The 21,383-nt window shown below is 68.0% G+C and carries 15 protein-coding genes and 1 pseudogene; 3 read left to right on the top strand and 13 right to left on the bottom strand.

Going from position 1 to position 21,383, the window contains the following annotated elements:
• Positions 1 to 2,757 (top strand): alkaline phosphatase family protein, encoded by a 2,757-nt coding sequence (locus ACFOYX_RS07995; protein ID WP_322440232.1) that lies wholly within the window; start codon positions 1 to 3, stop codon positions 2,755 to 2,757.
• 189 nt (positions 2,758 to 2,946) lie between these two features.
• Here the strand turns inward: ACFOYX_RS07995 and ACFOYX_RS07990 are convergent, their stop codons facing one another.
• Positions 2,947 to 3,645: a TetR/AcrR family transcriptional regulator C-terminal domain-containing protein gene (locus ACFOYX_RS07990; protein WP_322440233.1), complete on the bottom strand. Its 699-nt coding sequence runs from the start codon at positions 3,643 to 3,645 to the stop codon at positions 2,947 to 2,949.
• A gap of 202 nt (positions 3,646 to 3,847) precedes the next feature.
• Between ACFOYX_RS07990 and ACFOYX_RS07985 the strand changes: the two genes are divergently transcribed.
• The gene (locus tag ACFOYX_RS07985) at positions 3,848 to 4,486 is read left to right on the top strand and encodes a DUF2306 domain-containing protein (protein WP_322440282.1); all 639 of its coding nucleotides are present in this window, start codon (positions 3,848 to 3,850) and stop codon (positions 4,484 to 4,486) included.
• Between the two features lie 220 nt (positions 4,487 to 4,706).
• Here ACFOYX_RS07985 and ACFOYX_RS07980 read toward each other — a convergent pair whose 3' ends face one another.
• The 5 genes from ACFOYX_RS07980 to ACFOYX_RS07960 all read right to left on the bottom strand — a co-directional run bounded on the left by ACFOYX_RS07980 (position 4,707) and on the right by ACFOYX_RS07960 (position 7,594).
• Positions 4,707 to 5,276, bottom strand: a complete 570-nt coding sequence (locus ACFOYX_RS07980; protein ID WP_322440234.1) for a hypothetical protein — start codon at positions 5,274 to 5,276, stop codon at positions 4,707 to 4,709.
• A 33-nt stretch (positions 5,277 to 5,309) separates the two neighbouring features.
• Positions 5,310 to 5,621 carry a hypothetical protein gene (locus ACFOYX_RS07975; protein WP_322440235.1) on the bottom strand — a complete coding sequence of 104 codons (312 nt, stop codon included), beginning with the start codon at positions 5,619 to 5,621 and terminating at the stop codon, positions 5,310 to 5,312.
• A 209-nt stretch (positions 5,622 to 5,830) separates the two neighbouring features.
• Positions 5,831 to 6,166 carry a phospholipase D-like domain-containing protein gene (locus tag ACFOYX_RS07970; RefSeq protein ID WP_322440236.1) on the bottom strand — a complete coding sequence of 112 codons (336 nt, stop codon included), beginning with the start codon at positions 6,164 to 6,166 and terminating at the stop codon, positions 5,831 to 5,833.
• Positions 6,163 to 6,990 carry a phospholipase D-like domain-containing protein gene (locus ACFOYX_RS07965; protein ID WP_322440237.1) on the bottom strand — a complete coding sequence of 276 codons (828 nt, stop codon included), beginning with the start codon at positions 6,988 to 6,990 and terminating at the stop codon, positions 6,163 to 6,165. Before ACFOYX_RS07965 ends, ACFOYX_RS07970 begins: the two co-directional genes overlap by 4 nt.
• 352 nt (positions 6,991 to 7,342) lie before the next feature.
• A complete protein-coding gene (locus tag ACFOYX_RS07960) occupies positions 7,343 to 7,594 on the bottom strand; it encodes a hypothetical protein (protein WP_322440238.1) in 252 nt (83 codons plus the stop codon).
• A 99-nt stretch (positions 7,595 to 7,693) separates the two neighbouring features.
• Here ACFOYX_RS07960 and ACFOYX_RS07955 point away from each other — a divergent pair.
• A pseudogene (locus ACFOYX_RS07955) lies at positions 7,694 to 8,533 on the top strand (ABC transporter ATP-binding protein); the annotation flags it as partial.
• A 277-nt stretch (positions 8,534 to 8,810) separates the two neighbouring features.
• On the opposite strand, the gene ACFOYX_RS07950 reads toward ACFOYX_RS07955, so the two are convergent.
• The 7 genes from ACFOYX_RS07950 to ACFOYX_RS07920 form a co-directional block, all read right to left on the bottom strand.
• Complete coding sequence (locus ACFOYX_RS07950; protein WP_109802244.1) at positions 8,811 to 9,083, bottom strand: hypothetical protein; 273 nt, start codon at positions 9,081 to 9,083, stop codon at positions 8,811 to 8,813.
• Positions 9,084 to 9,707: 624 nt separating this feature from the next.
• Positions 9,708 to 10,079, bottom strand: coding sequence for a hypothetical protein (locus tag ACFOYX_RS07945; protein ID WP_322440239.1), 372 nt, complete (start codon positions 10,077 to 10,079; stop codon positions 9,708 to 9,710).
• A gap of 362 nt (positions 10,080 to 10,441) precedes the next feature.
• A complete protein-coding gene (locus ACFOYX_RS07940; protein WP_322440240.1) occupies positions 10,442 to 10,765 on the bottom strand; it encodes an STAS domain-containing protein in 324 nt (107 codons plus the stop codon).
• A gap of 6 nt (positions 10,766 to 10,771) precedes the next feature.
• On the bottom strand, positions 10,772 to 11,218 hold the full coding sequence (locus ACFOYX_RS07935; protein ID WP_322440241.1) for an ATP-binding protein: 447 nt from the start codon (positions 11,216 to 11,218) through the stop codon (positions 10,772 to 10,774).
• Positions 11,219 to 11,532: 314 nt separating this feature from the next.
• Entirely contained in the window at positions 11,533 to 14,688 is a 3,156-nt protein-coding gene (locus ACFOYX_RS07930; protein WP_322440242.1) for a M36 family metallopeptidase, read from the bottom strand.
• Between the two features lie 365 nt (positions 14,689 to 15,053).
• Positions 15,054 to 17,069, bottom strand: a complete 2,016-nt coding sequence (locus tag ACFOYX_RS07925; RefSeq protein WP_322440243.1) for a CocE/NonD family hydrolase C-terminal non-catalytic domain-containing protein — start codon at positions 17,067 to 17,069, stop codon at positions 15,054 to 15,056.
• A gap of 424 nt (positions 17,070 to 17,493) precedes the next feature.
• Positions 17,494 to 21,219, bottom strand: a complete 3,726-nt coding sequence (locus tag ACFOYX_RS07920) for a carbohydrate-binding domain-containing protein (protein ID WP_322440244.1) — start codon at positions 21,217 to 21,219, stop codon at positions 17,494 to 17,496.
• Between the last annotated feature and the right edge of the window lie 164 nt (positions 21,220 to 21,383).

Here is a 21,383-nt window from a genome sequence, read left to right as displayed (position 1 = left end):
ATGCAGGTAACACGCCGTCGGCGTGTCGAGAAGGACCATTCCAGCCTTCTCGGTCGACGCATCGGCCGCCGGATACCCCTCGTCACGGCAGGCACCACCGCTGTCGTCGTCGCCGCGGGCAGCGGCATCGGTTTCGCCCAGACGCACCAGTTCGGCACCGACCAGGTCGGCCAGACCACCGACCAGGGCCTGGTCGTGTCCGACGACCAGTACATCAACCCGATCGGCGAGCGCCTCGTCATCAACAACGGCAAGATCATGTCGTCGTCGGTCAGCCCGGACGGCACCCATATCGCGGCCTCGGTCGCCGACGGTGGGATGGCCCTGGCCATCGTGGACCTGAAGAACTGGAAGGTGCAGCAGCTCGTCGGCAACAACGCGGCGGCGAATCTGCGCATCAGCGGCAACGACGTGGGCCAGGAAGGCCCCGCGTACTCCCCGGACGGTTCCCAGCTGTGGCTGGGCCAGGCCGACGGCTACCGCAAGTTCACCGTGAACCCGGACGGCACCCTCGCCAACGCGACGTTCATCCGGATCCCGCAGGACGGGGTCAAGCGCGCGTTGGTGGGTGAGGCGGTGTTCTCGCCCGACGGTTCCACCGTGTACTCCGCCGTCAACGGCCAGAACCGGGTGGTCGCCATCAACGCGGCGACCGGGGCCATCCAGCAGAGCTGGGCCGTGGGCAACGCCCCACGCGACGTGATCACGGTCGGCAGCAAGCTCTACGTCAGCAACGAGGGCGGGCGCCCGGCGAAGCCCGGCGACACCACGATCAACTCCTACAACACGCAGGTGCCGGCCGACCCGGTGACCGCTGCCACCACCACCGGCACGGTCAGCGTCATCGACCTGGCGAACCCGGCTGCCGCCGTCACGAGCATCGACGTCGGTCTGCACCCGACCGCCCTGTACGCCAAGAACGGGGCGCTGTTCGTCACCAACACCGCCACCAACGACGTGTCGGTCATCGACACCGCGAGCAACGAGGTCGTGCAGACCATCGCCACCCAGCCGTGGCCGGAGGCGACGGTGGGCTACGAGCCCGACGCGGTGACGCTCACCGACGACGGTCACCTGCTGGTGACGCTCGGCCGCGCCAACGCGGTCGCCGTCTACCGGTACACGACCCCGCTGGAGCCGGTCAGCTACGTCGGCCTGCTCCCGACGGACTACTTCCCCGCGGAGATCACCACCGTCGGCAACGAGGTGCTGGTCTCCAACACCCGTGGTATCGACGCCCGCCGCCCCACCAACAGCGCCGCGCACGGCACCCACGACACGACGTCGAGCCTGCAGCGGTTCACGCTGCCGAGCGACGATGTCATCAAGTCCGAGACCGGCAAGGTCTTCAGCCAGAACGGCTGGCACGGCGGCTCGGTCACGCTGACCGAGGGCAAGGGCGACGCGACGCCGGTGCCGGTCCCGCTGCGGCTCGGTGACCCCTCGACGATCAACCACGTCTTCCTGATCGTCAAGGAGAACCGGACCTACGACCAGGTGTTCGGTGACGACACGCGTGGGAACGGCGACCCGACGCTGGCGCAGTTCGGCGAGAACGTGACGCCGAATCAGCACGCGATCGCACAGCAGTTCGGGCTGTACGACAACACGTACGACATCGGCACGAACTCGGCCGAGGGCCACAACTGGCTGATGCAGGCCGACAACCCGGAGTACACCGAGTCCACGGCCGGTGAGTACATCCGCAGCTACGACACCGAGGACGACGCTCTCGGCCACCAGCGGACCGGCTTCATCTGGACCGGTGCGCAGGCGGCCGGGAAGACCGTGCGGGACTTCGGCGAGTTCCACCAGTTCCTGACCAAGCCGGCCGGGGCGAGCTGGCAGAACCTGTACTGCGACACCAGGAACATGGCGGCGACCGGGCAGGACACCGCCTACTCCATGGTCTCGTCCTCGCCGATCCCGTCGCTCAACGACGTGTCGGTGCCCGGCTTCCCGAAGTTCGACACCGGTGTCCCGGACATCTACCGGTACGAGATCTGGAAGCGTGACTTCGAGAAGAACGGGCCGGCGAACCTGAACATGTTCTGGCTCTCCAGCGACCACACCGGTGGTCCGCCGAACGCGGCCGCTCAGGTCGCGGACAACGACCTCGCGGTCGGCAGGATCGTCGACACGATCTCGCACAGCCCGTACTGGAAGGACTCGGCGATCTTCGTGGTCGAGGACGACTCCCAGGCCGGCCTTGACCACGTCGACGGCCACCGTGCCCCGATCCAGATCATCAGTCCCTGGGCCAGGCACGGCGTCGTCGACAGCCACTACTACACGCAGATCACGATGATCCGGACCATCGAGCAGATCCTCGGGATCCACCCGATGAACCAGAAGGACAGCGCGGCCAGCCCGATGCGTGGGGCGTTCACCCACAACGCGGACTTCACCCCGTTCACCGCGCTGCCCAATCGGACCTCGCTGACCGCAGGTCTGAAGACCCCGCCTGCCTGCGGCCCGGACACTCCGGCGCCGCAGAACCCCAGTGCCGCGGCCGCGCCGTCGGCGAAGGTGCCAGCGGACAAGCAGGAGGTCGCGGCGAAGTGGGAGGACTGGAAGTCGCAGCAGCGGCTGACCGGGCCCGACGCCAAGCCCGACTTCGCGAACCCCGCGCAGATGAACCACTTCACGTGGTACCAGACGCACGAGTGGACGAAGCCGTACCCCGGCGAGGACAAGATCTTCGCGCCGGAGGACGTGCCGGGCGCCTACATCCCGTCGTCGGAGTCCGACGGCTGACGTAGGCCGCTCGCGTCAAGGGGCCCCTGGGCTTGGCGTCACCGCCGGCCAGGGGCCCCTTCTGCCCCCTGTGTGGGCAAATACAGGATGTGGACCATCGATGTCCGCCCCAAGCAAGGGACTGCCTACGTGCCGGGCCCCGAGGGCACCGGCACCGACCACACACGGGCGCCTGTCGTCGGGTCAGGACTAATTGCTGCGGGAAGTCCATCCCTGCCGGTGGAGCGTGTCGAACCCGTCGAGCAGCAGGTCGAGCGCGAACTCGAACTCAGACTGGTCGTCGCAGCCCTGGCCCACGACCGACCCCTCGTCGTGGGCGGCGGACATCGTTATCTCCGCGATGTGGGGATACCTGCCGGCCAGTTCGCGGAACATGGCGGCCTGCAACTGCGGGTCCGCAGGCAGCGGTGAGGCGGGAAACAGGTCCTGGGTGAACCCCCACACCCGGCTGCCGAGAGCGTGCATCACGTGGTGAGTGAGGTCGACGGAGAAGCCTCCGGCCCGGAACATGCCGACGACCGAGTTCAGGTAGTCCAGGACGACCAGGGTGGGCCGCGGACGGGACTCGATCACGCGCGACGCCCAGGGGTGGCGCAGCAGGGCACGTCGCGCCGAAAGGATGCGCTGTCGGATCGCCGGCTTCCACTCGGTGCCGCCGACCGGCGGATCGATCTCGCCGACGACGATGTCGACCATGCCGTCGAAGAGCTCCTCCTTGTTGGCCACGTGCTTGTAGAGCGCCATCGGCACGACGCCCAACTCCTGGGCGAGGTTGCGCATGCTCACCGAGTCGACGCCGGTGTGGTCGGCGAGCTCGACGGCGGCGCGCAGCACCCGGTCCCGGTTGAGGGGGGCCCGGCGCGCGCCGTTCATCTGCTGCTGGGCCATGTGCGTCGCCCTCCGTTGAAGCGGATGCAAAGGCTAGCGCGTCTTGACAGTGTACGGCGTACACCTTACCCTACCGACAGGTGTACGCCGTACACTTTCGGGCCGTGGTCAAGTGGCGGCTGAACGGATGACCAGAAGATGAAGGGATGTCCTCGTGACCTCCTCCGCCAAGCGAAAATGGCTGGTACCCGTCGGCCTGATCATGCTCAGCGCCGTTCCCGTGATCGCCGGCGCCGCCCGGGTCACCGAGCTCACCGCCGGTGCGACGGTCACACCGGACAATGCCCGGTTCTTCGCCTCGCCCGTACCCGTGCTGGTGCACATCGTCGGAGCCAGCCTCTACTGCCTCCTGGGGGCGTTCCAATTCGCCCCCGGCCTCCGCCGCCGCCGACCCGGCTGGCACCGCATCGCCGGGCGGCTGCTGATCCCAAGCGGGCTCACCGCCGCACTGTCGGGCCTCTGGATGACGCTGTTCTATCCGCGCCCGCCCATCGATGACGTGCTCCTGACCCCGATCCGGCTCCTCTTCGGCTCGGCCATGGTCGGCTGCATCGTCCTCGGCTTCGCCGCCATCCGGCGTCGGGACATACCCCGTCACAGAGCCTGGATGGCCCGCGGCTACGCGATCGGCCTCGGCGCGGGTACCCAGGTCCTGACCCACCTGCCCTGGATCCTGCTGGCTGGCCAGCCGCGCGGACTCGCCCGGGTGCTGCTGATGCTCGCCGGCTGGGTGATCAACCTGGCTGTGACCGAGTGGGCGCTGCGCAGGCGGCCGACCAAGGACGCCCGGCCCGCGAGAGACCTTACCGACGCTCCCGCCAGCGTTCTTGCCAGTCAATGAGGCGCCATGTCCGGCACCAATGAGGCTCTCGTCGCCGGCCATGACCTCGATGGTGACTCAGCGCCTGGGCGGTCAAGGTGAAGCGGGCGTTCACCCGGCAGCATCGCGTACGGGGTGGTCCCGGCTTATCTTGGGCGAACAGACTCTTCCACGCGGTGGAGGCCGCCCGATGCTCCCGGCGGCCTCCACAGTCAGCTCCCGCAGTGGATTTTGTCGTCGATCAGCCCAGCAGCGACAGGATCCGGTTGAGCAGGGCGACGATGCCGTTCAGAGCGCCGCCCGCGCCACCGGTGTTGTCGAGCAGACCGGCGATGGCGCACAGGAGGTTGCCGAGAAGGTTGCCCGGGCCCTGCTGCGAGGTGATGTCCAGCACCACCTCATCGAGGTGCACCTGAAGGCCGAGCAGGTCCAGGTCCAGCGGCCCGAGGTTCAGGTGCACGATGTCGCAGGTACCGCTGACCTGCAGCGGCACGGTCACCTGCTGCGTCACGGTGCCAAGCGCGGTGCCCGCCGAGTTGGTCAACGTCCCGGTGAGCGTGCCGACAGCCGCCAGCTGGCCGTTCTGGTTGACGAACCGGGTCGGCGTGAACGTACCGGCGAAGGTGCCGGCGCCGCCGAGGGCGTCGGTGAAGCTGCCCGTGACCGGGCTGCTCAACGTGGACGCGGCGGGTGCGACGGCCGGGGCCTGCTGGGTCACCGGGGCGGCCTGGGCCACTCCGGCGCTGCCGAGGATGAGTCCTGCCCCCGCAGCGAGGGCCGCGACGGTCCTGCCTAGGCGTGCTACTCGCATGAGGTACTTCCTTCCTTTGAGTTGGCCTTGCCCCTAGGTCCTACCCCCGCCCAGCGGCCCGAACCCGCGAAGGAAGTTCACATTGCAACCGTGAACTGGGTCCATGGTCATGGTCATCAGCGGGTGCGGCAGCGCGTATTCGGCTAGTGCGGTCGAAGGTGAGACGTCCATGCGGGACCCTGAGGCTGGGTCGACCGCCGGTACGACAACCACCGTCCCGCCGTCGCGCTCCACCGCCGGGACCGCGCCGGTGCCGGCCGGGCCATCGCTGCGGTGGTCCGGGGTGAACCGGGCGTTCACGTACGCGCCGATCGCGAGCAGGTTGAGCAGGATGAATGTTGCCACTGCCGCCGGTGCCCAGCGACGGCCGTCACGACGGTGCTGCCGCCGCCCTCCTGGGGTCGGGGCGGGCAGCGGGGACGATCGCACGATCTCGCCCGTGCCGCCCACCCGCTGGCGGCCGTGCCGGACGCCCATCAGGCCGGCGACCCGAACAGGTCCACACCCTGCACTCCCCGGAACGCGGGGATCAACAGGAAGAGAGCGCCAACCGGTCAGGATCGGCACGGGAAGCTGCTCTTCGAGCAGGTCACCCCGTAGTTGTACGCATCGTTGAAGTGTGTGTAGTAGGCGTCGTAGAGCGGGTGCGTGGTGCCGCTCTCCGGGGCCATCTTGACGAAGATCTCGTCGTTTTCGTTGAGGGCGTCCTGGGTCCAGTTCTGAGAGCCGGTGTAGACGCGGTACTGGTAGGCGCTGCCGTACTTGCCGTAGGCCACGAAGAACTTGTCGTGCACCTTGTCTTGGCGGCGGATGGCCACGCCAGCGTCGAGCATCTCGTTGTAGACCGACTGGCTCATCGCGATGCCGCCGTCGGCGTTCGTGCCGATCACCATCCAGAGCTTGCACGCGGCCGCCGCGGAACCGGGTGACGAGATCGACGATCTCCGGACGCCCGGTGGTCACCGACGCCATGGCCACCCGCAGCCGGCAGTTGGTGTCGGGGGTCAGGTCGTTGAGCCGGGTGACGATGGTGTCGGTCTGCCCGACCCCTTCCGGAGACGCGTACGCGTCGGCCGCGGGCCGCCTGGTAGTAGCCCCGGCCGGAGGCGGCGTCGTAGTAGTCGTTGCCGCTGTAGTGCCGGCGGTTCCACATGTCGGTGAAGTTGGCGTTGAGCCCGGCGGCGAGCGCCGCGTCGCCGTGGACGGTGATGGCGTTGTTGAAAGCGTCCGGGCCGGTGGCGTAGGTGAGGTTGCTCGACCCGGACCAGACGACATTGTTGCGGGCGACGCCGTTCGGATCGGTGGTGCTGGTGAAGGTGAACAGCTTGGTGTGCATGTCGCCGGCGGCACTGGTGCTGATGCAGCCGTGGCCGCCGCTGCTGTTCAGGCAGAACTGGTAGTTGCTCAGCTGCTTGATCGTCGCGACGGCCGAGTCCGTCGAGGCCGCGTTCTTGCCGTCGAGGTTCACCGTCACGGTGACGCCGCGGCTCTGCGCGCGCAGCAGGGCGTCGGCAATCGAATCCACGCTGAGGGAGTGGATTGCTCCCCGGATGGTGGAGCCGGCGGGCGCCGCGTCGATCAGCCGCTGCAGCTCCGTGAGGATGGTGTAGTCGCGCCCGGCGGTCGGATCGGTGAAGTGCGCCCACACCGGGTAGCCGGCCAGGGTGGCCGACGCGGCGGAGACGCTCACCGTTGCCGTCGCGGCCGGTGCCACTCGGGGCGGCGATACCAGCGGGCTCAACCCGCCCGCGACAAGACAGCACGCCAGCGTACGGCGGATCGCGGCACCCACACGGCCCATGGTCATAGATACGCATCGTTCGAAAAAAGTTCCACATGTCAATCGTTGGCGGGGAGATGCGGTTCACCGGCGCACTCAATACAAGTCGCAATTTTGCTGTTTGTGCGGTATTGGCTGCCAGCCGGCTGCTTGTCTGTGACCCTGTCCGCGTGGGCACAGGACCTGCGTGTGACGCCGTTGAGTTGAGGGTGCACGGGGTATCCGGCGGCACGGTTCTCGATCACCCGATCGTGGTGCGGGTGGCCGGGGATCGTCATGCCGGTTTCTACCGGCCGCGGCCGGGAAGCGGCGCGGCCGGCGGTTCCACTGACGGTGTCGCGGTGGAGGCGTACCGCTGGGGTGCCCTGACCGCCGGCGCGGCGGTGCGGACCGCTTCGATGGTGCTGTTGTTGCCGTTCATGCTGGGCAACCTCGCGGTCTGGCTGCGCCCGACGCCGACCGACCGGTTCGGGCTGCTCGGTGCGCTGTGCCGACTGCTCGCCGGCACGCTCACCGCCGCCTTCGTGCTCTCTGTCATCGGCGTCACGCTGGACCTCGTCGGCTGGCAGTGCGTGCCGTACGACCGGTGCCGGGAGGGCCGCCCCTACCTGTCCTGGCTCGATGAGCTGCCGATGGGTCCGCGTCTGGCCTGCACGTCGCCCCGCACCGGCGACGCGTCGCCGTGGTGGCGCAGGACGGCGCGCTCTTCCCGCACATGGATGTGGCCGGCAACGTCGGATACGGCCTCGACCGGGCGGCCCGGCGTGACGGCCGGATCGAGGAGGTGCTCAGCCTCGTCGGTCTCGCCGGGTACGGCAAGCGGATGCCCCACCAGCTGTCCGGTGGGCAGCAACAGCGGGTGGCCGTTGCCCGCGCCCTGGCACCACGCCCACCGCTGATCCTGCTCGACGAACCGTTCACCGCACTCGACGCAAGCCTGCGCGCGGAACTACGCACCGACCTGCGCGCCGCGCTGCGCGCGGACAACGCCACCGCCGTCCTGGTCACGCACGACCAGACCGAGGCACTCTCCATCGCCGACCAGGTCGCCGTCATGCACGACGGCAGGGTCAGGCAGACCGCGAGCCCTTCCGACCTCTACAACCGGCCCGCCGACCAATGGGTCGCCGCCTTCGTGGGCGACGCCAACCTCGTGGACGCCACCGCCCACGGCAGCACGGCCCAGACGCGGCTTGGCACCCTGCCCCTCTCCAGCTCGCACCACGGGGACGTAACCCTCCTGATACGGCCTGAGCAGCTGCGCCTGAACGACGCTGACACTTCGGGTGTACCCGCAACCGTCCGTCACTACTTGTTCCACGGCCACGACGCCCTCCTCGACCTCCAGCTACACGACGGAACACGGGTGACCGCACGGATCCTGGATCAGCCAACCCACTATCCGTCAGGGACACATGTCAGGCTCACCGTCCGCGGGGCCGCCTACGTGCTACCTAGACCCGCCCCTTCCCGTTGACGGCCTCGACGGAACGACCACGTCGACGAGGTGCACCGACTGGAACGCCGCTGCGAAGGCCGCCGACCGTAGCCAGCGGTCGGTCGGCCGTACAGCCGGTTCACCCGCAGCAGCCCAGCCGATCGTCCTGCCGGTCATGGAGCACGTCACCAAGAACATCGTCGAGGCCCGCAGACGCCTCGGCGGTGGCCTCGTTCCCAGGGCAGTGGCCACCGCCGTCCAGAGCGCCGGGCGCAGCATGTATGGGCTTGTCGGGCGACGGGCGGGACGCCCCACCTCACTCGCGGCGGTCCTCGTCGATCGGTTCGACCAGCTGGCGTTGCTCCAGAGCATCAGCTGCGTTGGCATCGGCCGGCAGGGTTGTCGCCGGCAGCCGGTGCTCGCCGATCACCGACTCGCCCTGCTCGACCAGGTCGGCTTCCGTCGCGCTCTCCGGCTGGGCCGCCGGCGTCTCGTCGGGCTGCCCATCGTCCACGAGCGGTTGCCGCTGCTCGACCGCGTCGGCTTCGGGCGGCAGCTCCAGCGGGTTGTCGTCCCTACCGATGGTCATCCCCAGCTCCTTCCGCTCGACGGGTCCTGGTCGGTTCCCTGATCCTGGCGTGAGGCAGCGAATCCACGCGGGTCCCCGAGCACGGACGCGATCCGGAACTGGTCACCCCGGCGAAGAACACCCCGGTAGCCCCCGTCAGCGCCACCCGCGCATGGGCTGGATTGGCCTGTTCCCGGTCCTTTAGGCGCAGCGCACAGACGTGCTCCACACCCAGCGCGTCGAAGACCTCGAGGTACTCCGACTCCACCCGGCGTGCCTCACCACTGGCCGTGGTGATCACCACAATCCGCGCCCGCGGCCCTCCCGACAGGTCCACGAAGCGCTCGAGTATGCCCGTGCCGTCCGAAGCTCTCTGCTCACCTCCACCGGTGACGACCATCCGGCGGCTCTCCGCTCCAGCAACTCTCCGGGGAACACCCTCCGCCATCGACCACCTCACCGAACCAACATGCGGGAGGCACCCAGGAAGCGGGCGCCCAAGTGCAGGCGCCAGGAGCGACGAAGTGACCCGGCACCTCTGAGCGTGCCGGGTTACCCCTCGCGGCGGCGCATAGTCTCGACAGCCGCCCCTGACACGAAAATGCGAGCAACCTCGCCCGCGTTCCTGTCCGCCGGCAATTCAGCTCACTGCCGTGCGGCGCGTCGCTCCAACCAGTAGCCGCCGAGCGCGAGCGCGATCAGGACGTCCTGGCTGACCAACGAGGCCGGCAGTCCGAGCAGCCGCAGAGGGGGCCCGCCCTCTTCGTAAGGAGACGTTCCAGGCACGGCGAGGGTCACGTTGAAGGCGCCATAGCGCAGCAGCGGCAGCAGCGCAGCCACCCCGGTCGCAAGCCCCCGCTCCCGCTGTCCATCGCGGGCGAGCAGCCAGAGCATCATCAGGCCGGACCAGCTTGCGCCGACCACCTCCGCGGTACCGTGCCAGCGGGCGTGCGGGCCGTAACCCGGCCCGAAGGTGTGACGGCGGTTCCAGTCGGCTATCCACGGCACCAGCGTCATCGCTGCCCCACTCGCAAGGAGCAGGTACCGACCCCACCTTGATCGCATGGGTTCTCCCTCACGCGCGACTGGTCGACAGGTCCCTTCCATCGTCGGCCCGGTGACCGTCAACACCCACACATTTCGGCAAGCTCCCGCTGTCTTCGCACCTCCGCGGCGCCGCCCGAACCGGCCACGACGATCGTGTGGCCGGCGAGGGCCGGCGGAGCTCCGGCCTGGTTCAAGCAAGCCAGTTCGAGGCCGGCGGGACCAGCGGCAGTGTTGACGTTACCGTGCTCGTATCTCGGATGCACCGTTTGCACCATGGCGCGGTATCGCCACGTGTCCGCAAGATAGGGTGCTCCCCTGGCCGATCGTGGCCGTCACCGGGTGCCGGATGTCAGGGCGTTCAAGACCCCGGTGACAGCGAGTACCCGATGCACCTGGGCGGCGGGATTGACCACCGCGAAACGGCGACCTGCAACCCTGGCCGAGTTCCGCGACTTGATGAGCGCGGTGATGACGGTGGAGTCGATGAATGTCACCTGGGCGAGGTCGACCTGCACCCCGCTGCCTGCATCAACCGCCTCCTGCAGCAGCGTGTGCAACTCCTCGGCACCGTTGATGTCGATCTCGCCGGACAGCGCGACAGTCCTCGCGTCACCGTCGGCACGGACCCGATATCGCCAGGTCGGCTCTGGACTCACGCCTACTCACCCTTCATCGGCAGATAAGTCGACCCTATCCCTTTCAGGGGGCGAACTGTCCAGAGCGACGGGTGTCGATTGGGGGGTAAGGCAGACGCTCACTGAGGCAGCGACTCCGGCGGGCCCTCCAGTCACCGTCAGCGTGCCGGTTAGCTGGTGCGCCAACCACAGCCCTCGGCCGCCCGGCACGTCCGCCGCCGGCATCTCGACGAGCAGGTCACCTATGCCGGCACCGTGATCGGTCACCTCACACACCAGCACATCAGCGCGCAGGTAGAGATCCACCTGCCCTGCCCCGCCGCCGTGGCGCACCGCGTTGGTCACCAGTTCATGAACGGCCAGCACGAAGTCGTCTCCGGCTTCGCCGGGCAAGCCGACCGCCGCGACCTGCGCGGCAAGCAGATGCCGTACCTGCGTCACCGTGGCGCCCGTGAACGGCTGCGACAGCAGCACGACCGGTGGACTCCCGTGCACGCCCACGCTCACCAGGTCACCGCCGTCGAGCCGCCGTCGCTCATACCGGCAGGCTAACCACCAACGGCGGATCCGCGACCGTTGCTCTCCGGCAAGCACACTGCCAGTGACGCAAGGGTATCAAAACCTGCACAACTGGCCTCCACAAGGACGCCCGGGAGATTCAGCGCGTCGGGAGGGGTCGGACACCGGCAGGGGCAGGAGGTGGTGGCTGCCGGGCGTCCAGCAGCCACCACGCAACATACGGCACGGACAGGTTCAGGAGAAACTGCTCCAGCACCCCACGCTCTGCGTCACCTCGTGTCGGTCGCGGTGAGGGTGAACGGCACTGCGGCGCCCAGCCACAGCTGGGTGAGGACGTAGTGGGCCCCACTCGGGATGGTGCCGGACTCGTCCGCGGCCGACGAGGCCGCCGAGCCGAGCAGGGTGCATGACTCGTCGTAGAAGTACAGGTCGAAGTCGTACGGCGTGACGGTGTCGCTGTGAACCTGCGCCTCGTGTGCCCCGTCGCCGAAGCTGTCCGGCAGCTTGGTGACCCAACCGTCCGCGCCCTGCGCCGGCGCGGCCGGCACCGCACAGGCCGTCTTGAACGCGGTGGCGGTCACGCCGGTGGCGTCCTCGGCCGTGCCGGTGGACGGGTTACCCGCGACGATGAGCCCGCTGTCGGTCACCGGTGCGTCCGGCGGGGACGGCGGCAGCGGCTCCACCCCGATAGCGGTCTGCGAGAAGACCTGCAGCTCGGCGGTTTGCACGTCGCTCTTCGTCTCGCCCAGCGAGGCGTCGGTCCAGAACCGCACGTACTGCGCCTGCACCGCCTTCGGCAGAGTGAACTGCTTGTAGTGCAGGTCGGGTGCGGTGGGGCGGGGCGTCTGGTAGCCGAACGCCTCCGGCTTGGTCAGGACGGTCTGCCAGTTCGCCCCGTCGGTGGAGGTCTGCAGGGTGAACGAGCGCAGCCCCTCGAATCGGGCGGTGGTGAAGGCGCTGACCTGGACCGACGAGATCTGCGCAGGAGCGGCCAGTTTGATCACCGCGTTGCCGGTCTCCCGGCTGGCTTTCCAACTGCTGGCCTCGGTGTCGTCGATCAGCCGTGCGGCGCCGGTCGCCGTTGCCGAGACAACGGTGGCGCCGTTGGCGGCAGACGCCAGGTTGGGCGCCAGAGCGAACCGCAACGCGGAGGTGGTGCCGGCGGTGACCTTCACACCAGAGAAGGTCCGGGCGCCGAAACCCTCAGCCGTGATGGTCACCGGGTAGGTGCCGGCGGTCACCGGCGCGGAGAACCCGCCGTCCACGGACGAGGTCCGCAGCGGGGTGACCCTGGCTTCGAAGACGCCCAGGCTGATGCGGGCGCCGGGAATCGGCTTGCCGGTGGCGGCATTCACGACGGTGCCGGTCAGGGTGCCGTTGCGGGCCGGATTGACGTGCTCGTAGGACGGGGTGGGGTCGGTGTCGTCGCCGTCGTCGGTGGCGGCGTGCAGGCCCAGGCCCCGCTTGGCGAAGGCACCGTAGACGGTGTCCACCAGCGCGGCATAGTCGGATCTGCCGTGGTAGCGGTTGTCCAGTGCGGTGCGGATCGCGTCACGCATGTCGATGAACGAGGGGTCCGCCGGGGACAGCGGCATCGCGTCGGTGACCAAACGCGCGGCAATCTCACCGCCCGCCGCCTCGCCGTAGCGAGCGACGAGGGCCTTACGCATGTCCCACAGCGTGGCCGTCCAGATCTCCCCGTCGGAGTGGACCTCGGCGCCGCCGAGGTCGTATCCGATGTCACCGAAGCCGGTGGGGTTCTTGTCGTAGCTCCAGTTCCGGATGCCCCGGTCGGTGTTGCCGGTGGCGTGCTGGCCGACCACGGCCGTGGTGGCGAGCTTCTTGCCGTAGAGATAGTTCAGCGCATACCAGTCGCCCCAGCCCTCACCCATGGAGCCGGACTGGTGGGTGTTGAGGGCGTTGTCCTCACCACTGACGTACCGGTTGGACAGCCCGTGTGCGTATTCGTGCTCGATGACGGAGGCGTCGAAGTTGCCGTCCGAGTACGGCCCCTCGAAGCTGTCGTTGACCGGCTCCCACAGGAACATGCCGCTCCAGGCCGGGATACCGTCGGGCAGAGTGAGCATGTAGGCGTTGTCCCGGCCGGTGTACGTCGGTGCGCCGCCGCTGGTCGCGCCGGCGTGCACCAGCCCGAGGACCGGGTCTCCACCCGAACCGCCGTTGGCGCCGTTGCTCACCTGGAAGTTGCCCCCGGACTCAGTGAAGCCCAGCGCCCGGAACTCGTCGTGGATGCGGTTGTGGTGCCAGAACAGGTTCGTCGCCGCCGGATCGAGATCCAGGACATAGCTCGGCGGTACCGCCTGGCCCTTGCTGCGCGCCCAGTTCGCGGAGTACGCGTAGTTGAACTGCGCGGTCGGGCTCACCGGCCGCGGTCCCTGGTCCGCGGGGACCAGGAAGTTCGAGTAGTTGGCGTACGTGTTCGCGTTGTTGCCGAAGGTCGTCGGCCCGGCCACGCCCACCAGCCCGGTCGGGTCGACGTAACCCGACGGCGACTGGGCGGTCGGCCCGAACGACTTGACGACGGGTGCGCCGCCGGCCGGCGCGCCCGGGTAGTTCTCGTAGACGGTGCCCTCGGCGTCGCGCGCCACCAGGGACGTCTGGTACAGCGTCTCCCCGGTGGACGCGTCGACCACGGTGTCCCACGCCTGATCCAGGGCCTTGATAAACAGCACGCGGTAGGCCGGCCGGGCGCCGTCGCGTGTCGGGAACGCCGCCTTCTGCACATACGACTCACCGGCGAAGGGGCCCTTCGCGAAGACCTGGAATCCTGCACGGTCTGCGGTCGGCTGCGCCGTGTAGGCCACGCCGGGGGCGAGCTTGCTGGCCACACCTTCCAACACCTGGCCGGCGGACAGCTTGTGCCCAGCGGTGAGCCCGCCGCCGCGGGCGGAGTTGCCGGCGTAGGAGAGGACCTTCCCGTCGCTGGTCACCGCCACGCCGAGGCGCCCCCCGCGGACCGCAGGAACCCCGGCGAACGTCTGCGCGAAGTTCACCACGTGCGTGCCGGTGCCGACGAGTTCGTGATCCCGCAAGACCGTCAGCGCCGCGACGTCCGCCGCCGTCAGGCCGAACGCGTCACGATGGGCGTCGATGAAGGACCGGGCCACCTCGATCGCGTTCCCCGAACGCGGGCCGGTGAGCCAGCCACCGTCTTTGCGGATCGTCCGAGGCGTGCCGAACCGCCCGTCCCAGCTGACCCGCGTGCCGGCGCCCGCGGCGCCCACCAACTCGCGCACCGCAGACAGTTGAGCGTCGGTAGGTCGTACGGACTCCGACGTACGGCGGACATCGAGCCGCTCGACGCCCGGTGACCCGACATCGACGACGGCCGAAGCGGCCGATGGAGTGAGTGTCAAGACCAGGGCGAAGGCCGCCCCGACGGCCAGCGGTGGACGGATACGCATGGAAGCTCCTCTGAAGGTCGGAATCATGCCTGCGTCGTGTCGGAGGTAGTAACCCCTCGTGATGGACATCGACGTCAACCGCTGAAGCGCAACAACCATCGGCCAAGCGCCGCCGGCTGCCGATCACCACCCCGTCCCAGGACTGAGGGATGACCGGCACCTCCTTGCCGTCGAGCCGACCTGGCGACCGGTGGGAACCGGTACGCGCGGGCTAAGACGCAGGCAGCGTGGCCGGTAGGGTACCGGCGGGCGTATCGGCCGTGGCTGCCAGAGCCGGGCATGTGGCTGCGGTTTCACCGGAGCGCCCGTCACAGTCGGTGGCAGGGGGTGCACCAGCCTTGTGGTCGCCGCCCCGGTGCCGTTGACTACTGCATGGTGATCTCGGCGTCCTGCCGGACCGGCAGCACGAGGCGGGTGGCGGACAGGTCCAGTGTCGCCGTCACCGCGGCGTTCGGTGCCCGGTAGGTCGGGTGGTCGACCTGGGCCAGGTCCAATCGGATCCGGTGGCCGGCAGCGAACGTCCAGTGGTTGCCGTACAGCGGCACCTGGACAATCCCGCTGTGGGCGTCGTACCCGTTGAAGTCGAACCGGTAGACACCTCGGGTTACCAGCACGGCAGTGCCGTCGGGCGAGACGTCCCATACCCGCGCGATCAACACGGCGCCGGCCGCGCCCGGCGTCGCGGCGTACCGGGCCTGAACGTGGCCGACGCCGACGAAGGTCTGCCCTGCGGGCAGCGGCCGCGACAGCGACGTGTACCCGCCGCCGGTCGGCGTGGCCAGTCGTGCGGACATGCGGCAGGCCGGGCCGCTCGCGGTGTTGCCGCCCGCGACTGCGTCGGTGGCGGGGCCGTCCGGGTCGCTGGCGCCGGCCGTCGCTGGCAGGAGGGCCTCGCCCTGGTATTCCACGATCAGCCTGCCGTTGGCGAGGGCGGCGGGGCTGGGTGCGCTGATCGCGTCGGCGGCAGTCGCAGTGCCCTCGCACCGCGTGGGGTAGCTGGAAACGGCGGTGCGCGCGGGTCGGCCGCCGGCTATGTTCGCCTGCAGGAACGTCCACGCCCCTTGGTTGATCGCTTGCCACACCGTCGGCGGGTTCTGCGCCCGGGAGTGCCCGACGTCGCCCACCATCACGGCGACCGGCCAGTCCCGGTCGAGGCTCTTGAGATAGGTGAACATCCGAAACGACTCGACGGGCGGGAAGAGGTCGTCGGTCCAGCCGGAGACGGACAAGACCGCCGGCTCGCGGCCCGCGTTCCGGCCGATGCGCCACCCAGGCTGGTAATACGCGGAGTGCCAGGCGCTGAAGGCGGTTCTCACCTGGGCCATCATCGGGTCGTCCACACGGCCCGAGCCGCCGTACGGCTCCCCCGCGTTGACCCTGCCAAGCCAGGCAGTGAACGGCTCCGGTCCGTTGCTCTGCGGCGACAGGGACCCCTCGTCGAAGACGCCGTTGGCGGTACCCAGGCCGTAGAGGCCACCGATGTAGCTGGTCTTGGCGACGCCAATCGGGTTGCCGACCCCGAGGCTGTCCGGCTCACCCTGTGAGGACGAGTACTCATCTGTCCCGCGGTACGGCTCGCCGGGAGCCGCTCCGGAAGGGCCGCCGGGGTGGCCGTTGGGCATCAGCGAATACGCCAAATCGGTCCACGGGTACTTGGGCACGGCAACCTGCAGGCGCAGTCGTGGCAGGCCAGGGAAATCGCTCCAGTACTCGCTACCCGCCTGGGCAGCGGCCTGCAGCCAGCTCTCTCCGCCACCGTAGGAGCCGCCGCTGACCGCAACCTGATCCGGGTTGACGTCGGGGTACGCCAGCGCGGCCAGGCTGGCCAACCATTGGGTGTCACGGATCTCGACGTCTTTGTTCTTCACCCGTATCGTGCCCGTGGGCGGGCAGGCCGAGCCGCCAGGCGGCAGGCACGTCGGGGCCTCGCCAGCCGGAGTCGCCGGTTGGTAGCTCGCACGTGGACCGTTGTCGCGGAACCCGCGAGCGGTGTAGGTGACGACGTAGTAGCCGTGCCTGGCAAACCAGTGGTTGTTCCAGTGGTACTTGTCCGCCCCATCGGCGACGTCCGAGGTGGACTCCCACTCGTGCTTGTCGTTGCCGAATCCGTGCAGCAACACGATCATCGGATGGCGGTCACCGGTGCCGGGCATGGGACGCGTTACGTCCACGTCAAGGGGCGAACCATCGAAGCTGGGTACCTGGGCTGAGCATACGGTGATATCACCGTACTCCGCGCAATTGGCCCTCAGCTCCTCGGCATCCGTTGGCCCACTGAGCCCGGCGCCCGACGCAAGCGCCGCTGTGGGCACAGCGCCGGACAGCACTGCCAGCAGAACGACGCTGACGGCAAGGGTGATCCGGCCGGACGCCATACGCATTCGTGTCACAGCAACTCCCGCCCCTCCACTGGCCGCCCGCCCAACTCCGGCCACTACCGATGTTCATCGCTCCCGGCGGCCAAGCCGCAACAGCAAGCTGATTCCCATCGACACCGAACGCCACCAGCCGCCGTCGTAGATATGGGAAGGTCACTGGGTCGGCGCGTTGGTGGTAGTCGGCGGGGTGTGGCCGTGTGGCACGTGTGCGATGGCGGCCATGAATCCCTGCCCGGTGCCGGCCAGTCCCGACGTGACGCCCCGCCGCCCCATCACAGGCGGCGCGAGGATCAGTTGGGCCGGCGGAGGCCAGCCCCCACCACCCAGGGTGGAAGTCGCTCGCCCGAAGGGCGAGGATCTACAACACCCACCGGCACCCGGTGAAGTTGGTGGACACCGCCTTAGGTGTGCAGTCGCGCGAGGCTCGTCAACCTGCTTGTCCGCCGGCCACCTTCGTGAGCTTGATGTAGTCGACGACGATCGACCCGGGTCTCACGGCCTCAAAGCGGACCGGATGCCTTCCGGCGTCCGCGAAGGTCACTCGCCCCAGGCTCACCGGGATGTACTGGTTGGCCGTCGAGCTGTTCTGGTCGACCGCCGCCCCTTTCGCGACGCCGTCCACGTACGCCTGGACCGTCGCCCTCCCGGACGTGTTCGTCTTGTACTGGTATGAGACGTCATAGGTGCCCGCGACGGGAACACCGACGTCGAACTGGATCCATTCCCCGACCGGCACCGAGTTGGTCTGCAGGTAGGTCGCCCCGTTCGTCGAGGAGGTGGAAAGAGTGATGCCGGGGACACTCCGCTCGACCGTGTCGAGCTGCGACTCTCCCTCGATCACCAGGTCAGGTGAGACGACGATCCGGTACTCCGCCTCCGTCGTGCCGTCTTCCGCCGTGATGACCAGGGTGTCCCCCGTGTCGAGCAACTCGCCCGCGCTCCTCGGCCGACGGTCGGGAGCAGCGACCGCATACGTCTGGGCGGTGCCGTCCGTCGACTCGATCTGCGTGGTCAGGTCGGCCGCGGTGGACCCCAGCACCGTCGTGACGATCCTCGATTCAGTATCCAAGCCCGTCACGTTCTCGTGCCCGCCCCGCTTGAGCTGGATGGCGGTGTTGTGCGGGTCCTTCACGATCGGCGGGTAGGCCTGGGCGTCCGACACCGTCACATTGGTGAGGTCTTGGAGAGGAGTCAGTTTGTTGCCCCAGGCGCCGTCGTAGAAGGCGGAGTCACGGAGGGTGATGTTGCTGGCGTTCTTCAGTTCGATGACGCTGGGGTTGTTCCTTCCCCGCACCATTGTCAGACCGTCGAGCTTCGCGTTCTTGACGTCGTCGAGCACGAAGGCATAGCGGTCGTCGTTGCTCTCGAAGTTCGTCGTCACGTTCTTGAAGCTCAACCCTTGTACGTGCCTCGCCCAGAACCCGTAGGAAGGCTGCACCCCGAAGTCGGCGACGTTGTACTTGCCCACGCCCAGCTCCGGAGGGCTGATCTGCGAGTCCTCGTAGCTGTTGCCGCCCTTCACCAGCAGGTTCACATTCTCGAACGTGACGTTTTCGACGTAGCCAATGGTGCGACCGTCCGGGAGGGCCGGTCCGCCCTCGCCGACCTTGTAGCCGGCGATGATCGGCGTCGCCTTGCTCTGGTTGGTGTAGGGGACCCATCGCTTCGAGGGGTCGCTGTACTGACTGCCCCCGTAGACCTCCTCGATGTTGACGTCCTTGACGTGAACGTTGCGGACATGGCCGATGTTGACGTTGGTGCTGAGCAGCTCGTCCCGCTGCACGCCGTTTTCCATGAATTTCGTTCGCTGCGCCTGTCCGCCGATCACACGGCCGCGGTTGGAGATCGAAATGAAGAAGGGTGCCCGCGTGCGTCGCATCTGCGCCTGGTGGTGGACCGGTCCCGTCTTACCCGAGTTCAGGTAGATGTTCTCGACGGTCGCGCCGTCGTTCGTGGAGATGGAGAAACCGGCCTTGTTGCCAGCTAGCACATAGATATTGTCGACGTAGGCGTTCCTGATGTCGTCGGCTGTCTCGCTGCCGATCTGGAAGAGGTTGCAGTTCGTGTCGCCGATGATGTTCCGGACGTAGAAGTCGGTCGCCGGCCTGGTGAACCCGAGGGAGGAGTCGCTGCCCGGTTTGACGATGTCGTCGGACGTCCCCTTGGCGTAGATGTTCTTGACGGTGACGTAGCTGCTCTGCATGAAGTCGAAGACGTCCCGCGCTTGACCGCCCTTGCCCTTGTCGTAGTAGAAGTCGTGCGTGTTGATGTGGTCGGTGCCGGTGGCCAGCAGTGCGAAGTGTCCGGCGTTGTCGACCTTCAGCATGTTGCTGATGTCTGTCTGCTTCGACTCGGTCGTGCCGTCCTTGGCCAGGCTCTTGATGTAGTACGGCTGGTCGGTCGTGGGTGAGTCGGTCTCCTCGTACCAGAGGTCCAGGCCGTTGTCGAGCCCGCCGAACTCGAAGTTGGTGCTGAGCTTCAGGGTCACCATCTTGTCGGCCCTGAGGTCCGGAGCGTTGTCCATGACCTTGTCGGTGGTCACGATGGTGCCGTTGCCCGAGATCCGGCCGTTCCCGATGATCTTGATGTTGTCGACCCTCTCGCCAAAGAACATGCTGTTCCTGAAGTAGGTGTGGCCGACGTCCTGCTTGGTCGTGTAGTTCTCGGGGTCCTCGTAGGGCCCCGGGTCGGTCGGGGACGTACCCGAGCGATAGGCCTTGTCGGAAAAGTACAAGGCCTCGGGCATGTCGGCGCCCTTGATCGCGGAGATGGTCGCGTCCTTGTTGACGTACAGGTAGACGTTGCTGAGCAGGTGGACGGTCCTGACGTTGAACGTGCCGTTCTCGAACAGCAACGTCCCGCCGCCAATCTCGTTGAGGTAGCGGATCGCCCGATTGATCGCTTCCGTGTCGTCGGCAAGCCCGTCGCCCTTGGCCCCCATCAGCTTGGCGTTCAGCTTGCCGGCGTAGAACGATGCGACGTTCGACTGGCCGTGGTTCTCACCGCCTCTGACGTCCAGCTTGAAGTCGTACTCGGTGTTCGGTGCCAGGCCCACGACCTCGACCTCGACTTCGCCGGTGCGGGCGTCGACCGTGGCCTTGCTCTGCGTCCAGGTCGCGCCCCGGTCCGTCGACTGCAGCAACCTGACGGAGGCCGCGTGCTGAGGCGTCGTCCACCGGAATCGCGCCTTCCTGTAGGTGTCCGGGGTTTCCCTGTAGCTCAGGCTCTTGTCCAGCACCCGGCGGAAGTCGCTAACGGTCTTGACGACCTGGAGGCTGGCCATGGCTGCCGGGCTCGTCAGTTTCTCGGGCTCCGAGGTGGTGTAGGAAGCCTCGAACGAGTAGCTGCCCTGCTCGACCGAGACGTGCGTGAACCGGATCTGCAGGTCGGTGCCGTTCGACGGCCTGAGGTCGAGCCCGTGGAACGTGATGACCTGGCCGCCGTCTCGTGCGTTCTCAATCTTGACCGTTCCCACCATCGGGAACCGGTAGCCTGCTCCGACCCTGCCGACCGACTGCGTCGCGAGCCCGGACAGTTTGACCTCTCCGCGGCCGATGACGTTGACAGTCGTGTTGTCCATCGTGGCGTGGATTCCTCGTGGCACCTTCACGCGCACGTCGGTGGCGGGGCTTCTCATACCGGCTGTGAAGTTTACGACCACGTCCGAGCTGGTGTTCGCGGTGATCTCGTCGTGCTGCAGCTCCAGCCGGCCGCGCACAGCGCCCTTGACGATGTCGATCGTGTAGTGGCGTGTCTTGTCTCCTGCGGTCACGGTGAGGACGTCGCCCGGCACGACCCGGTCAGTAGCTTGCTTCTGAGTACCCTGCGAGTCCTCGACCGTGTAGGTCTGGGCGGAACCGTCCTTGGAGGTGATCTCCTTCAGCAGCTGGTCTACCGTCTCGACCTCGAGCGGGGTGCGGCCCTGACCCTCGGGGGTGTCCACGGTGTAGATGAAAGTGACACCGGAAGCCAGGGTGATCGTGTTGCTCGAAATGTCAAGGACGTGGATGCCCGCTGCCGAGGGGACGACGGACACGGAATCTGGGACAGTGGTGCGGCTGACCGGTGCGGGCGCCGCGGCTGGTGCCGCCTCAGGCACCCGCCCGCCTGCGGCCAGGGCGGGTGGGGCGATGGAGAACACCAGCGCCGTCAAAGCGCTTCCCAGGAATGTCATGCGGGTGGCGTTCGTCATCGTTCCACGACCTCTACCTTCGATCTGCCCGGCAGCGTGGGTTCGCCGACCCCGGGAAGGAGTCGCAGTGACCGTAGTTCCGGTGCAGGCCCGCAGACCATCAGTTGCCGTGAGTTGCCCTGGCG

The organism is Micromonospora sp. GCM10011541, assembly GCF_042650725.1.
GTDB lineage: Bacteria > Actinomycetota > Actinomycetes > Mycobacteriales > Micromonosporaceae > Micromonospora > Micromonospora sicca.
Note: the sequence above shows the minus strand (reverse complement) of the source record. Positions and strands in the feature narration are given on the sequence as shown.